Here is a 15,981-nt window from a genome sequence, read left to right on the forward strand (position 1 = left end):
CCCAAAAGTTTTGTTAATACTTGTAAGAAAATCTCACACAACTTTTACCATTTGTTAATATCATGACATCTAACAGTTGTCTCAAATCAGCATTAAATACTATCCATAAAAATCCTGTGGGATTCTAGCAATAATAAAAAGAGGCTTCTCATAAGTTCAGTGAACTTATGAGAAGCCTCCGTTAAAGATCTTATCCGTTCGGGGTACGGACGGTCTTACATCATGCCGCCCATTCATTTTTAGATATAACAGAAGAAAATAGGTTTAAAAAAAGGCATTATATCAACATTTTAATACACTTTGATCAAATGCATTTTTAATATACGCAAAAAAGCTTGCACACAAATTCGCACACAAAAAAACACCCTCAATAGATGCAATTTGAGTACGGTTATGTAGTACAAAAGTAGCACTTAACACAAAAATAAAAATTGAATTAGCAGCCTAAAAACAAGCACTAACTACATTAACACTATTGTTATAAAAAAGCTCGGAACATTAATGTTCTGAGCCTTTTTATATACATTTCGTCTTAATCAATTTTGTTCATATCCAATAAAACCTTCCATTTCGAACTTGATTAATTTTGCTTAAAACAGCTTGAAATGGTTCATAAAGATATGCCTTTATATCAAGGGTTAAACCACTTTTTAAAAATAGGTTAAAATGCAAAATAAAATCATTTCGGCACGAAAATTATCTTTAATATCATTCTTATTTTAGTTTCTCTCGGAATCGGTTATTAGAGCAAACGAAAAATGAACGTAGACCTGCACTTTAGAAATCTAAAAGAGAACAAAGGTATCTCTTACATTTATTCATCAAGAAAATCTTGGACTTTCTCATAAAATAAATACAAAGGCTTTTTTACTACCCCTAACCCCTTCTCAATCATAATATCTACAATCCCATTACCATTCATCAAAATAATTGGAACTGCTCCTTGTTGGAACGATATACCTGTAGCTTGTGTTGTAAAATCAGAAGTAGTAAAAAAGATGCCCTGCTCATAATTACCTTGAATAGCACCACGAAATTGTTGAATTTCTTTTCTCCCAACATTTCCTTGCCACCTTTTACACTGGAAGGCAACATTCATTGAAGCTAGTCCAATCTTTAACCTTCCATAACCATCGATCCCCCCATCGGGACCAACTCCTGTAACAATTAAATCTACAAATCCATAAACTTGCAGTAATTTCTTTGCAAACTCTTCAAATTGTCTAGGGGTTAGTTCGTGTAACTTATCAAGTAACTGAGATTTAAAATCCTCTTCATAGTCTTCATATATTTCAACAAGATTAACTGGTGTGGTTTGCATCTGAACTGGTAAATGTACACGGTTCCTACCTTTATCAGTGATTGCCCATACCCCTCTTTGTGGATTATACATTTCACCACTATCAATGAGTTTTTGCCTTACCCATTGGATACGATTAGTCCATTTGTTTCCACCAGATTCCATACGTTCATCTAAATCCTCTTGGGTAATATTGTGAAATTTTTGAGTAACCAAGGGGTAGATTTCTTTCGGTTTCCCTTGCCCTCCTAAAGAAATCAATACTTCTAATAAAGGCACCTCTATTTCAGATTGCTTAGGCATTACCATTAACTCATCCCCAAACTTTAGCCATTAACATTTGGTATTATTTCGTATAATGAACTACTACTGCAAATCTAACGTCCATAAGAAAAAAGACGGAGCTGAGCCGAGTTAAGCCCAGTCAAACCTTTAGACATCATAAAATAAAGGTAACTCAGCAACTTTGCTTTCTTGTTCAATAGACAGTCCTGTAAAATGGTCTTTATCTAATACAACTTGGGCTAATTGACTAAACATGTTACGACCATCTTTATCAGTATAGAATTTTAGACCTTTTATTTTCACATTCGAAACTTCATCTTCAAATGCTAGTTCAGCTGCATGTTCCGTAATATAAGTTAACAGTTCTTCTTTCCATTGCTCCCTCTCCATACGTCTAGAGTCTCCACCTTTCGGTTCAATAAAGACTTGTATATAATATTCAGCATTTCTAAGGTACAGTATGAAGTCTGGTTGGAAACCTTCAAACCTTACTTGGTCAGATTGTTGGAACTGATGCAATTTAAGATATTCACCTTTACGTGTTTCTCTATTCATTTGCTCATCCATCCGAAATAAATAAGTTTCTGGATATGTTTCTCGTAATTCTTGTACTCGCTCGCCAATCTTACGAATCAGGTCAAATTCAAGTTCATTTACAATCGCTAAGTTATAAACAAACCAATCGTTCTCATCACCTAACATTTTACGTGGCTCAACAATCTGACTACGATTTCCCTTCAAAGAGTCGTATTTTGGAACCCGTTTTCTATAATCAGTAAGATATTCTTTTATTGGATAACCAATAAATTTATTACTACCACGTTCACTTGAATATCCTTTGATAATTTTAGATTCAATATCGCTTAGATAAGATACAACTATGTTCAGCTTATCTCTACTAGTCAAGTCACTTTCTGTAAACTCAAGTGGTGCTTCTACTCGTAGTGTTAAATTTTTTATATTTAACCAATTCTCACTATACAAAAATTCCTCTTTCGATTTCAATTCTGGTAAGTACCTCTTCATTGTATCAAAACGAAAGAATGTAAGTTTTTGCATAGCTTTTTTAAAGTACCTGTCATCTAATTTAACAACGATCGGATGTGTTCTTAAGCTTGTCGCCTCTTCTTTATAGTCTACTTCTCTAGAGGAATACGACCAAGGAAGTGTCACATCATTTGTATTTTGGACTCCATATTTTGACAAGTCAGTGTAGTAAGAGTCAGGTACAACAATGGTCTGATTATAATAGATTTTTCCATGTTTCCAAACGTCAGTTTTTTTAAAATTTGATTTTATCTTCACATCTAGTGGAGGGTTTTTCTCATCTGTTCCACTAGGTAAATCCAATGCTTCTAGGGAATTAACTAGATTTTTTAAATACTGTGGCTCATTGATTGTATGATAGTGAAGAGTTTCAAGCAATAAACTGTCATGCGAATCGTCTTCAAACCTTCTTTTATAGGAAGATTGCCCTTCTAAGATGAATGGATTATATCTAGCACCACGTCCAATTAACTGAGCTTCAGCCATCGTAGACTTTTTATCACCTTTAGCATTTTCACTTACCCGTACAATATCATAAAGGTTTAACACATCCCAACCTTCAGTTAGCTTTGCAACAGCAAATATAACACGATACAAGTTATCTTCATCTTCTAAAGAATTGAGTGCCTGATATTGCCCTTTTTCCAACATACCTGCACCACGGTCAGAATCGTTTGCATTTAACACACGTCTAGGCTCAAACTCTCGTTTTATGGTACGTAAAATAGTTGGAAGTTCTTCACTATGTTCCAAGTAATACTGATAAGCAAAGTTTAAAGTCGAACTTTCATTATCATCTAGCTTTTGTTGACGTAAAATAAACTGGTTAAGTTCCTCAACAGTCAAACCCTCAATCATTTCATTAAATAACTGGTTGGCATTGTTGGAGGCATTAATATTTTGAGACTTAAACATTATAACAGGTTTAAAAATTGGTATCCCTTTAGCTAAGGCTGTATACCTTCTATATTCACTCAGCAGTACTACATTTAACATTTTATCTCTATCATCTGCAGAACCTTCAATACGCTTTACGTTTTTTGAGAATCCCTGAAACATAAATTTATCTAATGTGTAACGGTATATAACTTTATCTTTATACTTCTCATAGATATTCTTATTTTCCAAGTCAATAGTAGCAGTAAACTCCAGTAACCTATTGTCATCTCTTGCATTAAGTATTCTATTTATAGCAGCTTCCCATGTCTTTTCTTCATCTTTTTCTTTCTTTGTTGAAGCAGAATAATGGTGTGCTTCGTCTCCAAGTATTACAACCTTGTTTCTACCATATTCTAATTCAGACATTGAATTTTCAGCAGGAATAAATAAATCGTTTGATAAAGATTGTACCGTTGAAAGCTTCAAATAAATCACATTCTTAGACTGTTCTACTGGAAACCTTGTTACAGGTATGATATTTATGCGTTCACCGTTAATCTCCATTGTTTGCTGGAATAAATATTTATTAGACGCTTTATTTGTAAGATTATCGATAGTCTTATTTAGTACACTATTTGTATTTACTGTAAAAACAAAATTTTGATATCCATATTCTTTAAACATAAACAAGATTAAAGCTGCCATTAAATCCGTTTTACCAGAACCAGTTGCCATGTTAAACAATACATGATTGATATTACGTGCATCATTAAACGTTTGAGTGTAATGGAAAAATCTTATTGCATTTTCCTGATAATCACGTAGATCATGTATTAGATTGTTATTAACATATTCGGGAACCTGAAAAGCTATATTTTCATTAAATAAGGATGTATCATGTCTTTTAAGCTCGTCAAGTAATGGTAAAGATATTTGCTTCTTTTTCTTAGGTTTTGAAGACATTTTTAATCCTCCTCCCCATAGAAACTCTTATTAAATTCGTAGTCAGAATTACTAATGAGTTCCCTAACATTTGAATCATCTATTTCACTCAAATTATAATATAGTTGATTTTTCTCAATAATCTTAATAAGTAATTTACGGTTTTCTTCAGTGCCACGACTCCAATCAATTTTGGTTAAATCAGCACGAAAATCTATATCAGCTTTCTCCTGTGTGTCAGACCCTTGTATCATACGTTCATAAACAACCTTTAATTCACTAATTGAATTTGCGTTTATTATATCAATCAAATAGCCTATATTTTTGGGGAACAATTCAGTATAAACAAAACTTCCTCCACCATTCCATTTAACAATCTTAGAAATGCCGGATTGATCTTCACCGTTTACAACATCTTTTAATCTGTTCCAAGGACTATTTTCTTCGTAGTCAAGCTGTTCAATAGTAATATATTTCCGTTCAAGCTTATGTGCAACAGCAGCCGTTGTTCCCGAACCACCAAAGAAATCGAGTACAATATCACCTTTGTTACTAGCCATCTCAATAATTCTCCTAATAAGCTTTTCAGGCTTTTTACCACCTTTTAGGGTCACTCCACCTTCTTTTGCAATTCCTTCGTATGGAGTGTCCATCCAAATATTGCTTAGCTGTATACTCGGCACTTTTTTACCATCAATTTCTCTAACCTTTTTAGCATAGAAAGCAATTTCCTGCCCATTATGAACTATTACATCATAATGATTTTCTCTTTCAATTTTATAAATCTTATCTTTATCTCCTTTTGAAATATTTCGTATAGAAACAATTTCTTGACCTGCATCATTTCCAATCGCAGTATATCTAAATACCGAATCAGCATTTTCTAAAGCGAAATCACCCATTTTCTTTTCAAAGACATCTTTTCCAAGCTCATTAACAAATGCTTGTTTATTTTCATAACCGAACTGTGTCGGTAGATAGTCATTTAAACTTACTATTTCCCACTGTGATATATCGTCCTGTTTATTTTTAACATAGTATTTATAGTTAGAATCATAGGATGTTTCAACATATTGAGGATTATATGTCCATTTAGTCTTATCTTTTGCAAATCCAATAATATATTCTGCAGTTTCGAATACACCCACATTAACACTAGCAAAACCAGAAGGAGATTTTGTTTTTACTGTTATTTTATTTATAAAATTATTCTTCCCTGGTTCATTAAAAATGTCTTTCATTAATCGATGCAATTCAGCCACACCGTCATCACTAATTTGGACAAAAATAGCACCATCTTCACTTAATAATTCCTTAGCTACTTCCAGTCTATTTTTCATAAAAACAAGCCATGTTGAAAGTTTAAAATTTGAATTGTATCTAAAGGTATCTTCCTTTTTCTTTGCTTCAAAATAATATGGAGGATCTATGTATATGAGTTTTACTCTACCTAGATATTTTTGTTTTAATGTATGTAATGCTAAAAGATTGTTCCCCTTAATTACTAAATTCTCATCATTGAAATTAGACACAGATTGTTCTCCCTGTCCATCAAACTTAGTAGCATTAATTAATATTTTCTTATCTAACATTACATCTATCTCATCCTTTTCAATTACCTCATTGAAAAAAGATTCGTCATATCCCATATCCTCTTTACTCATTGCAGCACTAAGTAACCCATCCTTGAAAGGGAAATCTAAAACAACATCTTGCTGTTCTGATAAATACTTACCACCTGCATTTAAACCAATTTGATTTTCATATTTTGTATAACTAGTTTCCCAATAGTCTCGGTATTGTAGCATGTCTTCAAATTGGTCAATTAAGAAGATATCTTTTCCTGCTATTTTCTTAAAATAATGCTTATTTATGTATTCATCATTAACCAAAGCAGTAATAAGCGTTTCATCATAATTTCTTAAATCATTTACTAATGCTGTTCGCTTTAACCCACCTTCAGTAATGTACTTATCTCCAAATGTTGCTACGATTTCAGTTATTTTATCAAACACTTTAGGTTGGATTTTTTCCATACTCATATAAACTCTCCTTTTACAAGCTTTTCAAATAAATTATATCACTAGTCCTATAGCCTCACTTATAATGATTGAATTTTTACTTGAAATAATATTCTAACGCAACAGTATTGGCTAGATATATTTTAGAATTACTTAAAAAGCCCTTCTCATAGAGAGGGGCTTATATATTTTATATAACCATACTTTCATTTAAGAAACAATTTTTAAACAAGTTCTTTAAGTCTTCTGGAAAAGTATTTAATATTAACTCAACATCTGTTTTATTTTCAAATTGCTTTAAACATTCTGCGATGTCCCTTAAAAGTACTTCTTCCTCTTCTTTTCTATTCCAAGTAACAGCGGTTTTCTTACCTTTTTTCAGTTGTATTTCTTTAAACTACCCAAAAAACAGCTAACTGTTGAAGAATTAGAAAAAGAGGAAGAGGAGGTTATCTTTCTTGAAAAAGAAGAACTTGCTCATTTTTTAAACTTAGCCCATTCAAATGGGTTAGAAATGGACTATCTAATTTTTACGTTACTATCCTATACAGGATTGCGAATAGGTGAATTATTGGCTTTAAAATGGGGGGATTTCAACGAAAAGCAAGCTACAATCCGAGTTACTAAAACTATTTATAACCGTACTAATCATTTTATGAAATATCAGCTATTGACTCCAAAGACAAAAGGCTCAATCCGTACAATTAAGATTGATGAAATGATAGTTAGTTTGTTAAAGAAGCATCGGCTTAAACAAAATGAGATAAAATTAAAAAACAGACTTGTTTATCAAGATAACGAATTTATTTTTGCTCGTGAAGATGGGCATCCACAATTAAGAAAAGTAGTGGAAACTAGGCTTAAACGCTTATTGAAAAAAGCTAAAATAGAAAAAAATATTACTCCCCATTCTTTCCGACACACTCACATATCTTTATTGAGTGAAGCAGGGGTAGGTATTAAAGAGATACAACAGCGTTTGGGACATACAGATATAAATACAACCATGAATATATACGCTCATATGACAGCAAATATGGAAGAGAAGGCTTCCCAACAGTTCAGTAAACTGATGAAAAACCTTCTCCAATAATGTACTCTTCTTTTATCTTGGTGCTTATGAAATTTCCCGTGATGCACACAAACCTGCACACAGAAAATTACTAATGTTTCACAGAACGTTGATATAACAAGGTTTTTAAAACCTAATTACATCATACCGCCCATTCCGCCCATACCACCCATATCAGGCATGCCGGCGCCGCCAGCGTTTTCTTCTGGCTTGTCAGCTACTACTGCTTCAGTAGTCAGGAACATAGCTGCTACGGATGCTGCGTTTTGGAGTGCGGAGCGTGTTACTTTGGTTGGGTCTACGATACCTGTGTCAAGCATGTTTACCCATTCGCCTGTTGCTGCGTTGAAGCCTACGCCGACGTCTTCTTTTTTAAGACGTTCGATGATGACGGAGCCTTCAAGGCCTGCGTTGTGCGCGATTTGGCGTACTGGTTCTTCGATTGCACGAAGGACGATTTTCGCACCAGTTGCTTCGTCGCCGGATAGTTCAAGGCCTGCAACGTGGTTGTAGATGTTGACCAGTGCTGTACCACCACCGGCTACGATACCTTCTTCCACTGCTGCGCGAGTGGAGTTAAGGGCGTCTTCGATGCGCAGTTTGCGCTCTTTCAATTCCGTTTCGGTTGCAGCACCGACTTTGATGACTGCTACACCGCCAGCTAGTTTCGCCAGGCGCTCTTGCAGTTTTTCTTTATCGAACTCAGAAGTGGTTTCTTCTGCCTGCGCACGGATTTGTGCCACACGGGAAGAAATGTTTTCTGGGTTGCCGTTACCTTCGACAATTGTTGTGTTTTCTTTTGTCACGACAACTTTGGAAGCACGGCCAAGCTGTGCAAGCTGCGTGTTTTTCAGATCAAGGCCCAGGTCTTCTGTGATCACTTCACCGCCAGTCAAGACAGCGATATCCTCAAGCATTGCTTTACGGCGGTCACCGAAGCCAGGAGCTTTGACGGCAACAGCGTTGAATGTGCCGCGTAGTTTGTTCACGACAAGTGTGGCAAGTGCTTCGCCTTCTACGTCTTCTGCGATCATCAATAGCGGCTTGCCTTGTTGGACGACTTGCTCAAGCACAGGAAGCACTTCCTGGATGCTGGAGATTTTTTTGTCTGTGATCAAGATGTATGGATCTTCAAGGACAGCTTCCATTTTATCCTGGTCGGAAACCATGTACGGGGAAGCATAGCCGCGATCGAATTGCATACCTTCGACAACTTCAAGCTCTGTGTTGAAGCCGCGGGATTCTTCGATTGTGATGACGCCGTCGTTGCCAACGCGCTCCATTGCTTCTGCGATCAGTTTACCGACTTCTTCGTCAGCTGCAGAGATAGCCGCAACTTGTGCGATGGACTCTTTGCCTTCGATTGGTTTGGAGATTTCTTTAAGCTGCTTGACAGCTACTTCAACCGCTTGTTCGATACCGCGGCGTACGCCTACTGGGTTCGCACCGGAAGCGACGTTTTTAAGACCTTCGCGGATCATTGCCTGCGCAAGGACAGTCGCTGTAGTCGTACCGTCACCAGCGATTTCGTTTGTTTTGGAAGCAACTTCGGATACAAGCTGCGCACCCATGTTTTCGAATGCATCTTCCAATTCGATTTCTTTGGCGATTGTCACACCGTCATTCGTGATCAGCGGGGAACCGAATTTTTTATCCAATACAACGTTGCGTCCTTTTGGTCCAAGCGTTACTTTGACTGCATCTGCAAGTGTGTCCACACCGCGAAGCATGGCACGGCGAGCGTCTTCAGAGAACTTAATGTCTTTAGCCATTGATAAAACCTCCTAATATATCTTCTATGTTATATAAATCTGTTCTTCGGATTATCCTACTACTGCAAGGATGTCGCTCTCGCGAAGAATTAAGTAATCTTTTCCTTCGTATTTCACTTCTGTACCAGAGTATTTAGAGAAGATGATAAGATTGCCTTCTGCTACTTCCGGTGCAACTCTTTCTCCATTATCGGTTACACGACCGCTACCGACGGCAATAACTTTACCTTCTTGCGGTTTTTCCTTTGCAGATTCAGGAAGCACGATACCGCTTGCTGTTTTCTCCTCCTGCTCTACAAGTTCAATTACGACACGATCGCCTAGTGGCTTCAACATGTGAGAAACCCTCCTTATATAATCGATAATTTGATTTTTAGCACTCGAGTGTTCGGAGTGCTAACACAGTTATTATAATAATCAAAACGAAAACGGAATGCAAGCATGACACTCAGAAAGTTGTTCGACGAATTCCTCCTTTTTCCTGCCAAGCCTTGGATGAATTAACAGGATGATTACAATGCGCACCGCTACATACTTCCCCCGCTGTTATGTTAAAATACCTAAGATGCCAACTACATAAGTAAGGCGGAAGGAGTCGTTACATTGCCAGCACGCTATTGGTACGTCATATTGACATATATCGTGATGCAGCTGTCCTCATTCGTGCTTGTCCCATTCGTTCCTTGGATGCAGGATCAAGGACTGGACTTGGCTGTCGTTTCCTATTGGTGGAGTGTGGTCAGCTTCCTGCTTGCTGTAATCCTTACATTCTTCCTGCTGCGTCAGGATATGCGCGCACCAGCAATGCGCAATGCCACGAATCCCGGGATGACGGTTGTCTGGATCATCATCGGATTCTTTGCTGCATACTTCGGGCAAATCATCGCTGGTTTGATCGAGACATATGTATTGAATATCAAGCAAGCTTCAGAAAATACCTCCTCCATCATGGATGCAGTCCGGGAAGTTCCGGCATTCGCATTGATCGTAGTCGTCTTTGCTCCGGTATTGGAAGAAATCATCTTCCGCAAGATCCTTTTCGGGGAGATTTATAAGCGGACGAACTTCTTTGTGGCTGTACTTATTTCTGCCCTTGTATTCGGTGCAGTGCATGGGGATTTCCTTCATCTTCTGCAGTACTTCGTCATGGGCGTCATCTTCGCGGCTCTCTATGTGAAGACGAAGCGGATCATTGTTCCGATCATCACGCATGGTTTAATGAATCTCTTGGTCGTCATCCTGCAGCTTTACTTCACGCCGGAGAGACTGGAAGAAATCGAGAGACTGCAAAAACAATTGGAAAACATGCAAACAATCATCTTTGGAGGATAACTATTCATGATACGCTCGCCATTGCCCGTTGCGATTTTTTATCTATTTATCGGATGCCTGTTCATATTCTGGGCTGTAACAGATGTAAGAAATGCAGGAGAATGGACACTGCTAAGCATTTTTTGCGCTATCTTCGCTACATTCGATATTTATACAGCCATCCGCTATATCAAGCTTCATTTCAAGATCAAGAAAATGAACCAAAAATGAGGAAAACCAGCCGCTTGAGGCTGGTTTTTTTATCTCTCTTTCTCATTTTGAGCCTTTTTATTCACTTGATATAAATTCTCGAAGTCAAACTAATTGACACAGAAAAAAAGGACGCTCTAAAATAGCATAGTGATAATAAAGGGAGATGGCATCATGAACGGTAATTTTGCTCTTGTCAAAGCATATGTAAGCAAAGATTGGACACAATCCGTATGCAATCACCTGGAAGAAGTCTATACAAATGCTGTTGTACAGAGCTCCCTTGTATCCTCCGATAACATCATATGCACTCATAGAAATTCCCATATCCATATAGTAGACAAAGAAATTGAAACACTATGTCTACTATATGGCTTTTTATTTTATTCAGTATGACCAGGAGAATAAGGATTAAAATTACTAGCTATTCATCACAGGATCAATCGTAAAGGAAGGTTTTATAAATGGATGCTATTGCTCGATATGATATGGAAAAAGTCATTAACTGGGGCGATTGTGACGCGGCTGGCATTTCTTATTATGCCAAGAATTTTGAATGGTTCACGGATGCGCGGATGCAGCTGCTTGACCATTATGGATTACCTTACATGGAAACTTTTCATCATACGGGCATTTCACTCGTTTGTTTAAAGGCTGAGTGCGATTATAAAAGGATGCTCCATCCATTGGAAAAAGTAACAATCCGCACCTATATCACCATGTTGACCAGAACCAGAATGGTATTAGGATATCAGATCATTAAAGATGATGGCAGTCTTGCCGCAGATGGTATGACCACTCATACCTATGTTGATGATGACGGTCTTCCATTTAATTTAAAAAAGCGATTCCCAGAGCTTTGGGATAAATTGACCAAAATCTGTCCCGAGCTGCATGCGCAATCGAAGGATAAAGGTGGGCAAATGAATGGATAACAATCGTATTGTGGTAACTGGAATGGGAGCCATCACTCCGCTCGGGATCGGTGTTTCCTCCTATTGGAAAAACCTATATCAAGGTAAAAATGGGATTGCCGCTTTAAGCCGTTTTGATTCAAAAGAACTGCAGGTAAAGGTAGCCGCTGAAGTAAGGGACTTTTCCCCTTTGGACTTCCTGCCAAGGAAACTGGTGAATAACACAGATATTTTTATGCAGTTTGCCCTTATTGCTGCTGAAGAAGCGCTGGAGCAAAGCAATTTGACTGCAAAACCAGAGCGAATCGGAATTGTGCTGGGTACTGCACTTGGCGGTATTTCCACTATGGCTGCCAACCAGGAACAGCTGTCCGGGAGCGGTCGCTATCGCTTAAGTCCGCATAGTGTCCCGAAGATGCTATCAAATATCGGAGCTGCACAGATTGCCATCGCCCATCAATTGCAGGGACCCAGCTTAACAGTCAGCACCGCATGTTCTGCTGGAGCAGACGCCATCGGAATGGCTGCGATGCTATTAAAAGCCGGACAGGCAGATGCTGTCGTTGCAGTTGGAGCGGAATCAATCCTGACTGGTCTGATGGCTGCCGGATTATCTGCTGCACGCGCGCTCTCTACTCAGGAAGATCCACAAAAAGCAAGTCGTCCCTTTGATTTAAACAGGGATGGGTTTGTTATGGGCGAAGGCGGAGGAGCTGTCGTACTCGAAACGCTGGCGTCTGCACAAAAGCGTGACGCTCCTATCAAGGCAGAGCTCCTGGGCTATGCCAATTGCTCGGATGCTTACCATGTAACGTCACCTGAACCAAGTGGTCGCGGTGAAATACTGGCTATCCAGCAAGCATTGGATCAGGCAGGACTTACACCTTCGCAAATCGATTATATAAACGCCCATGGTACTTCTACCAAGGTCGGGGATGAAATCGAGACCAAAGCATTAAAAGCCGTGTTTGGTGAAGAAATGGCAAAACAGGTTCCGGTTAGCTCCACCAAAGGGGCCACCGGCCATTTAATGGGAGCTGGCGGTGTGACAGAATTCATTGCTTGTATCCAGGCAATCCGCGAAGGCACCATACCGCCAACCTTGCATTATCAGCATCAAGATCCCAACTGTGATCTTGATTATGTACCGAATGAGTCCAGGAAAAAGCAAGTGACAATCGCCATGTCCAACTCCTTTGGATTCGGCGGCCAAAATACATCACTGATTGTCAGCAAATATCAATAAGTACAATTTAGGAAGGAACAAATAAAATGGAACGACAATTCACCTACAATATAGATATGTTTAAAGAAACCTTTGAAAGCGAGTTTACATTCATGAATGGCTTTTTGCGAAATGTCCGGCGGTTCGCAAACCGTCCGGCGTTGACAGATCCGATTCGCGGCAAGACATGGACGTATGCAGAGTTAAATAAAGACGTAAATAAGCTTGCACATGCACTTTTGGAGGACGATGTCGATAAAAATGAAGTTGTCATGTACCAGCTGCTCAATTCGGCGGAGTTCATTTATAGCTATTTGGCACCGCAAAAAATCGGCGCTGTAAACTGCACCATCAATTTCCGCCTTTCCCCCGGGGAAACAGCGGCTATTATCGATGACAGCGAGCCCGCTGTTTTCCTTTATGATGCAGAAATCAAAGATACTGCTGTACAAGCTTTGGAAATGGCGAACCATAAGCCGCGCCGTGTCGTGATGGTGGATATGACGGGAGAAACCGACGCACCAGAAGGTCATGTGATATATACGGATTATGTGGCAAATCACGCCGATGAAGAACCGGATGTCAATCGCCCGGTTCATATTTATGATGAAACTACCAGATTATACACCTCCGGAACCACTGGAAGCCCTAAGGGTGTACCATTGAACAATATCAATGAAGTACTCTCAGCGCATGATGTTATCATGCATTTCCCGCTCAATCCATTGGATAAAACGATGAATATGAGCCCATGGTTCCACCGTGGCGGTATTCATTCCGGCGGTCCCACTCCTACTCTTTATATCGGTGGCGAAATCGTCATTTTGCGGTATTTCAATCCGAAGATTTGCTTGGAGTATGTTGAAGAATACGGTATCAGCTTCCTGACAGGCGTACCTTCGATGCTAAAAATGCTTTATAATGCACAGCTAAGGAAGTCATACGATCTGTCTAATCTAAAAGGAATCGTAACAATGGGGTCCCCTCTTGAAAAAGAAGATTGCATCAAATTCCAAAAAACGCTCACAACGAATATTTTTAATGGATATGGCACCTCCGAAGCGTTCTGGAATACATTCCTTCGCCCATTCGATTTACCGGAAATGTCCGGCTCGGCCGGACGTTCCTGCACTGACGATGATGTTGCGGTCGTGAAAGTATATCCGGACCGGAAAGCTGAGCCGGATGACTTTGTCGCAAAAGACGGCAGTGAAATCGGAGAGATCATCGTCAGGGCACCAGGTAAAACGACGTATGCCTATGTGAACAAGGAAGAAGCAAGCAAAAAGGTATTTTATAAAGGGTGGATCTATATCGGTGACATGGGGACCTGGGATGAAAACGAATTCGTCACAGTAGTCGGACGGAAAGATGACATGATTGTATCTTCCGGTGAGAATATCCATCCTGTTCAAATCGAAGAGTTATTGAATTTGCATCCTGGAGTAAAAGAATCCGTCGTTGTTGGTGTCCCGGACGAGTTAAGAGGAGAATCCGTGGTAGCATATATCGTAAAAGAGGACGAATCCCTTACCGTAAAAGAATTACAAGATTATTGTACAAATAACCCTAATCTGGCAAATTACAAAAAGCCGCGTTTCTATCGCTTCATCGACGAATTACCATACACGGCCACTGGTAAGAAAATGCACTATATGATGCGGAAACAAGCAATAGTAGACCAACAGAAAGGCCTATTCAAGAGAAGATAAGATCAATCTGAACTGTCTTCATAAGTGAATATACGAGTGTTACTCCCTACCCTTGCTGAGATAAGCTCTCTGAACGTATGAAATGGCTGTCTTGCAACCTGGGGAATCCTTAAATAGCTGCGGTCCTGATGGATCGCAGCTATTTTTGCTTTATTCGTTGATCATCCTTGGCTGGCATCATATATTACGGCAGTATCGCAGTGCCGCAGGTCGTTCCCCTGCCACATCATGATATCCTTCGCGCTCATGCTGGAATACGAATTCCCTGGCCTCATAAAAAGGAATGCCCTTCTGATTGCCCTTCGCTACCGATACCCATTGTTCACCGGCGCCTCACCGCTCCTTCTGCTGAGCGGTAAGGGCAGCCAATAGCTTTGTGCCGATCCCTTCATTGCGCCGATCAGGATCGAGATAAAGCACGAATACCTCGCCGACACCTTCTCCGATCATCCCGCCGCCGATCGCCCCGATCACTTTTCCATCTTCCAGCGCAACAAAGTATCCGCCCCAATCCCTGCTTGTCTCTGTCACTTCCTTCAGGATTCTATCGTGATTATAATATTCGTCGATGATTCCCTCGATGTATTTCCCGGAAAGTATTTCACGATAAGTGGCCCAATAGCCGTCACTGCAAACTTTGGATATTCCTGCAACATGTTCTGGTTTTGCTAATGCTATACGGATCATGATTGCCTCCCCTTTTTGAAATTACAGGTTTTAACAATATGATTATAGCAATCTTTCGGCAATCAATCTCGGCCGTCCACGCCTTTTCACTCGTCAGGCTCAAGCTTCATCATTGCCCCAAAATACTGCTGGGCTGTGGTGAAGCAAATAAAAGCGCATAATTCACTGATTTCAGCTTGCGAGAAATATTCTTCCAATATGGCAAATGCTGAATCCGGAAGATCACCTTTGGGGTGATTCAGGAAGACAGTGGCAAATCCGACAGCAACAGAAGTCTTCTCATCAAAGGCAGCTTCATCCGGCTTCCCTTTTGCTTTGCAATAGGCACATTCATTGGACTGGGCAAGCGTGCGTCTTACTTGTTCCTTCAAGGCTGCTGATAGTTTGGCGTCATTTTCTAAAATGTCGGCTAGCTCCGACCAAGCCGTCATGATATTGAGATTATGTCCTAATAATTTTTGAAAGCTTGTTTTTCCATATTTTGATTTCCTTATTCTTGTCATGCTCTCTCCTCCTTGGTTATATTTAATATATAAAATCATTTCGCTTCATCACATATGGAATCAAAGGATTTTAGCGATTTTCACTTAATTTTCTTAACGTC

General features: G+C 39.3%; 13 protein-coding genes. 6 read left to right on the forward strand and 7 right to left on the reverse strand.

Going from position 1 to position 15,981, the window contains the following annotated elements; all coding sequences use genetic code 11:
• Positions 1-814: 814 nt before the first annotated feature.
• From CHH53_RS14485 to CHH53_RS14495, 3 genes are all read right to left on the reverse strand, one after another.
• Entirely contained in the window at positions 815-1,603 is a 789-nt protein-coding gene (locus CHH53_RS14485; RefSeq protein WP_158221574.1) for a restriction endonuclease, read from the reverse strand.
• A 129-nt stretch (positions 1,604-1,732) separates the two neighbouring features.
• A complete protein-coding gene (locus CHH53_RS14490; RefSeq protein ID WP_095216852.1) occupies positions 1,733-4,474 on the reverse strand; it encodes a DEAD/DEAH box helicase family protein in 2,742 nt (913 codons plus the stop codon).
• Positions 4,475-4,476: 2 nt separating this feature from the next.
• Positions 4,477-6,495 carry a site-specific DNA-methyltransferase gene (locus CHH53_RS14495; RefSeq protein ID WP_198946060.1) on the reverse strand — a complete coding sequence of 673 codons (2,019 nt, stop codon included), beginning with the start codon at positions 6,493-6,495 and terminating at the stop codon, positions 4,477-4,479.
• A 361-nt stretch (positions 6,496-6,856) separates the two neighbouring features.
• On the opposite strand from CHH53_RS14495, the gene CHH53_RS14500 reads away from it, so the two are divergent.
• Positions 6,857-7,567, forward strand: coding sequence for a site-specific integrase (locus CHH53_RS14500; RefSeq protein WP_233135129.1), 711 nt, complete (start codon positions 6,857-6,859; stop codon positions 7,565-7,567).
• A gap of 116 nt (positions 7,568-7,683) precedes the next feature.
• Here CHH53_RS14500 and groL read toward each other — a convergent pair whose 3' ends face one another.
• The gene (gene groL, locus CHH53_RS14505) at positions 7,684-9,318 is read right to left on the reverse strand and encodes a chaperonin GroEL (RefSeq protein ID WP_095216854.1); all 1,635 of its coding nucleotides are present in this window, start codon (positions 9,316-9,318) and stop codon (positions 7,684-7,686) included.
• 51 nt (positions 9,319-9,369) lie between these two features.
• Complete coding sequence (gene groES / locus CHH53_RS14510) at positions 9,370-9,654, reverse strand: co-chaperone GroES (RefSeq protein WP_095216855.1); 285 nt, start codon at positions 9,652-9,654, stop codon at positions 9,370-9,372.
• 309 nt (positions 9,655-9,963) lie between these two features.
• Here groES and CHH53_RS14515 point away from each other — a divergent pair, with 309 nt between their 5' ends.
• The 5 genes from CHH53_RS14515 (at position 9,964) to CHH53_RS14540 (ending at position 14,690) form a co-directional block, all read left to right on the forward strand.
• Positions 9,964-10,650 (forward strand): CPBP family intramembrane glutamic endopeptidase, encoded by a 687-nt coding sequence (locus tag CHH53_RS14515; protein WP_369819900.1) that lies wholly within the window; start codon positions 9,964-9,966, stop codon positions 10,648-10,650.
• A 6-nt stretch (positions 10,651-10,656) separates the two neighbouring features.
• Positions 10,657-10,860: a hypothetical protein gene (locus CHH53_RS14520; RefSeq protein ID WP_095216857.1), complete on the forward strand. Its 204-nt coding sequence runs from the start codon at positions 10,657-10,659 to the stop codon at positions 10,858-10,860.
• A 443-nt stretch (positions 10,861-11,303) separates the two neighbouring features.
• Positions 11,304-11,774, forward strand: coding sequence for an acyl-CoA thioesterase (locus tag CHH53_RS14530; protein ID WP_095216859.1), 471 nt, complete (start codon positions 11,304-11,306; stop codon positions 11,772-11,774).
• Positions 11,767-12,999: a beta-ketoacyl-ACP synthase II gene (gene fabF, locus CHH53_RS14535; RefSeq protein ID WP_095216860.1), complete on the forward strand. Its 1,233-nt coding sequence runs from the start codon at positions 11,767-11,769 to the stop codon at positions 12,997-12,999. Before CHH53_RS14530 ends, fabF begins: the two co-directional genes overlap by 8 nt.
• 26 nt (positions 13,000-13,025) lie before the next feature.
• Complete coding sequence (locus tag CHH53_RS14540) at positions 13,026-14,690, forward strand: class I adenylate-forming enzyme family protein (RefSeq protein ID WP_095216861.1); 1,665 nt, start codon at positions 13,026-13,028, stop codon at positions 14,688-14,690.
• Between the two features lie 333 nt (positions 14,691-15,023).
• On the opposite strand, the gene CHH53_RS14545 is transcribed toward CHH53_RS14540, so the two are convergent.
• Positions 15,024-15,377: a GNAT family N-acetyltransferase gene (locus tag CHH53_RS14545; RefSeq protein WP_340082579.1), complete on the reverse strand. Its 354-nt coding sequence runs from the start codon at positions 15,375-15,377 to the stop codon at positions 15,024-15,026.
• A gap of 86 nt (positions 15,378-15,463) precedes the next feature.
• Complete coding sequence (locus CHH53_RS14550; RefSeq protein WP_095216862.1) at positions 15,464-15,880, reverse strand: carboxymuconolactone decarboxylase family protein; 417 nt, start codon at positions 15,878-15,880, stop codon at positions 15,464-15,466.
• Positions 15,881-15,981: the final 101 nt, after the last annotated feature.

Origin of the sequence: Terribacillus sp. 7520-G (genome assembly GCF_002271665.1) — a bacterium.
Taxonomy (GTDB): domain Bacteria; phylum Bacillota; class Bacilli; order Bacillales; family Amphibacillaceae; genus Terribacillus.

Coding starts and splice junctions, on each gene's coding strand:
- CHH53_RS14515 (WP_369819900.1), top strand. CDS start 9,964: ATGCAGCTGTCCTCATTCGTGCTTGTCCCATTCGTTCCTTGGATGCAG.
- CHH53_RS14485 (WP_158221574.1), bottom strand. CDS start 1,603: ATGCCTAAGCAATCTGAAATAGAGGTGCCTTTATTAGAAGTATTGATT.
- groL (WP_095216854.1), bottom strand. CDS start 9,318: ATGGCTAAAGACATTAAGTTCTCTGAAGACGCTCGCCGTGCCATGCTT.
- CHH53_RS14530 (WP_095216859.1), top strand. CDS start 11,304: ATGGATGCTATTGCTCGATATGATATGGAAAAAGTCATTAACTGGGGC.
- groES (WP_095216855.1), bottom strand. CDS start 9,654: ATGTTGAAGCCACTAGGCGATCGTGTCGTAATTGAACTTGTAGAGCAG.
- CHH53_RS14545 (WP_340082579.1), bottom strand. CDS start 15,377: ATGATCCGTATAGCATTAGCAAAACCAGAACATGTTGCAGGAATATCC.
- CHH53_RS14495 (WP_198946060.1), bottom strand. CDS start 6,495: ATGAGTATGGAAAAAATCCAACCTAAAGTGTTTGATAAAATAACTGAA.
- CHH53_RS14550 (WP_095216862.1), bottom strand. CDS start 15,880: ATGACAAGAATAAGGAAATCAAAATATGGAAAAACAAGCTTTCAAAAA.
- CHH53_RS14490 (WP_095216852.1), bottom strand. CDS start 4,474: ATGTCTTCAAAACCTAAGAAAAAGAAGCAAATATCTTTACCATTACTT.
- CHH53_RS14520 (WP_095216857.1), top strand. CDS start 10,657: ATGATACGCTCGCCATTGCCCGTTGCGATTTTTTATCTATTTATCGGA.
- fabF (WP_095216860.1), top strand. CDS start 11,767: ATGGATAACAATCGTATTGTGGTAACTGGAATGGGAGCCATCACTCCG.
- CHH53_RS14540 (WP_095216861.1), top strand. CDS start 13,026: ATGGAACGACAATTCACCTACAATATAGATATGTTTAAAGAAACCTTT.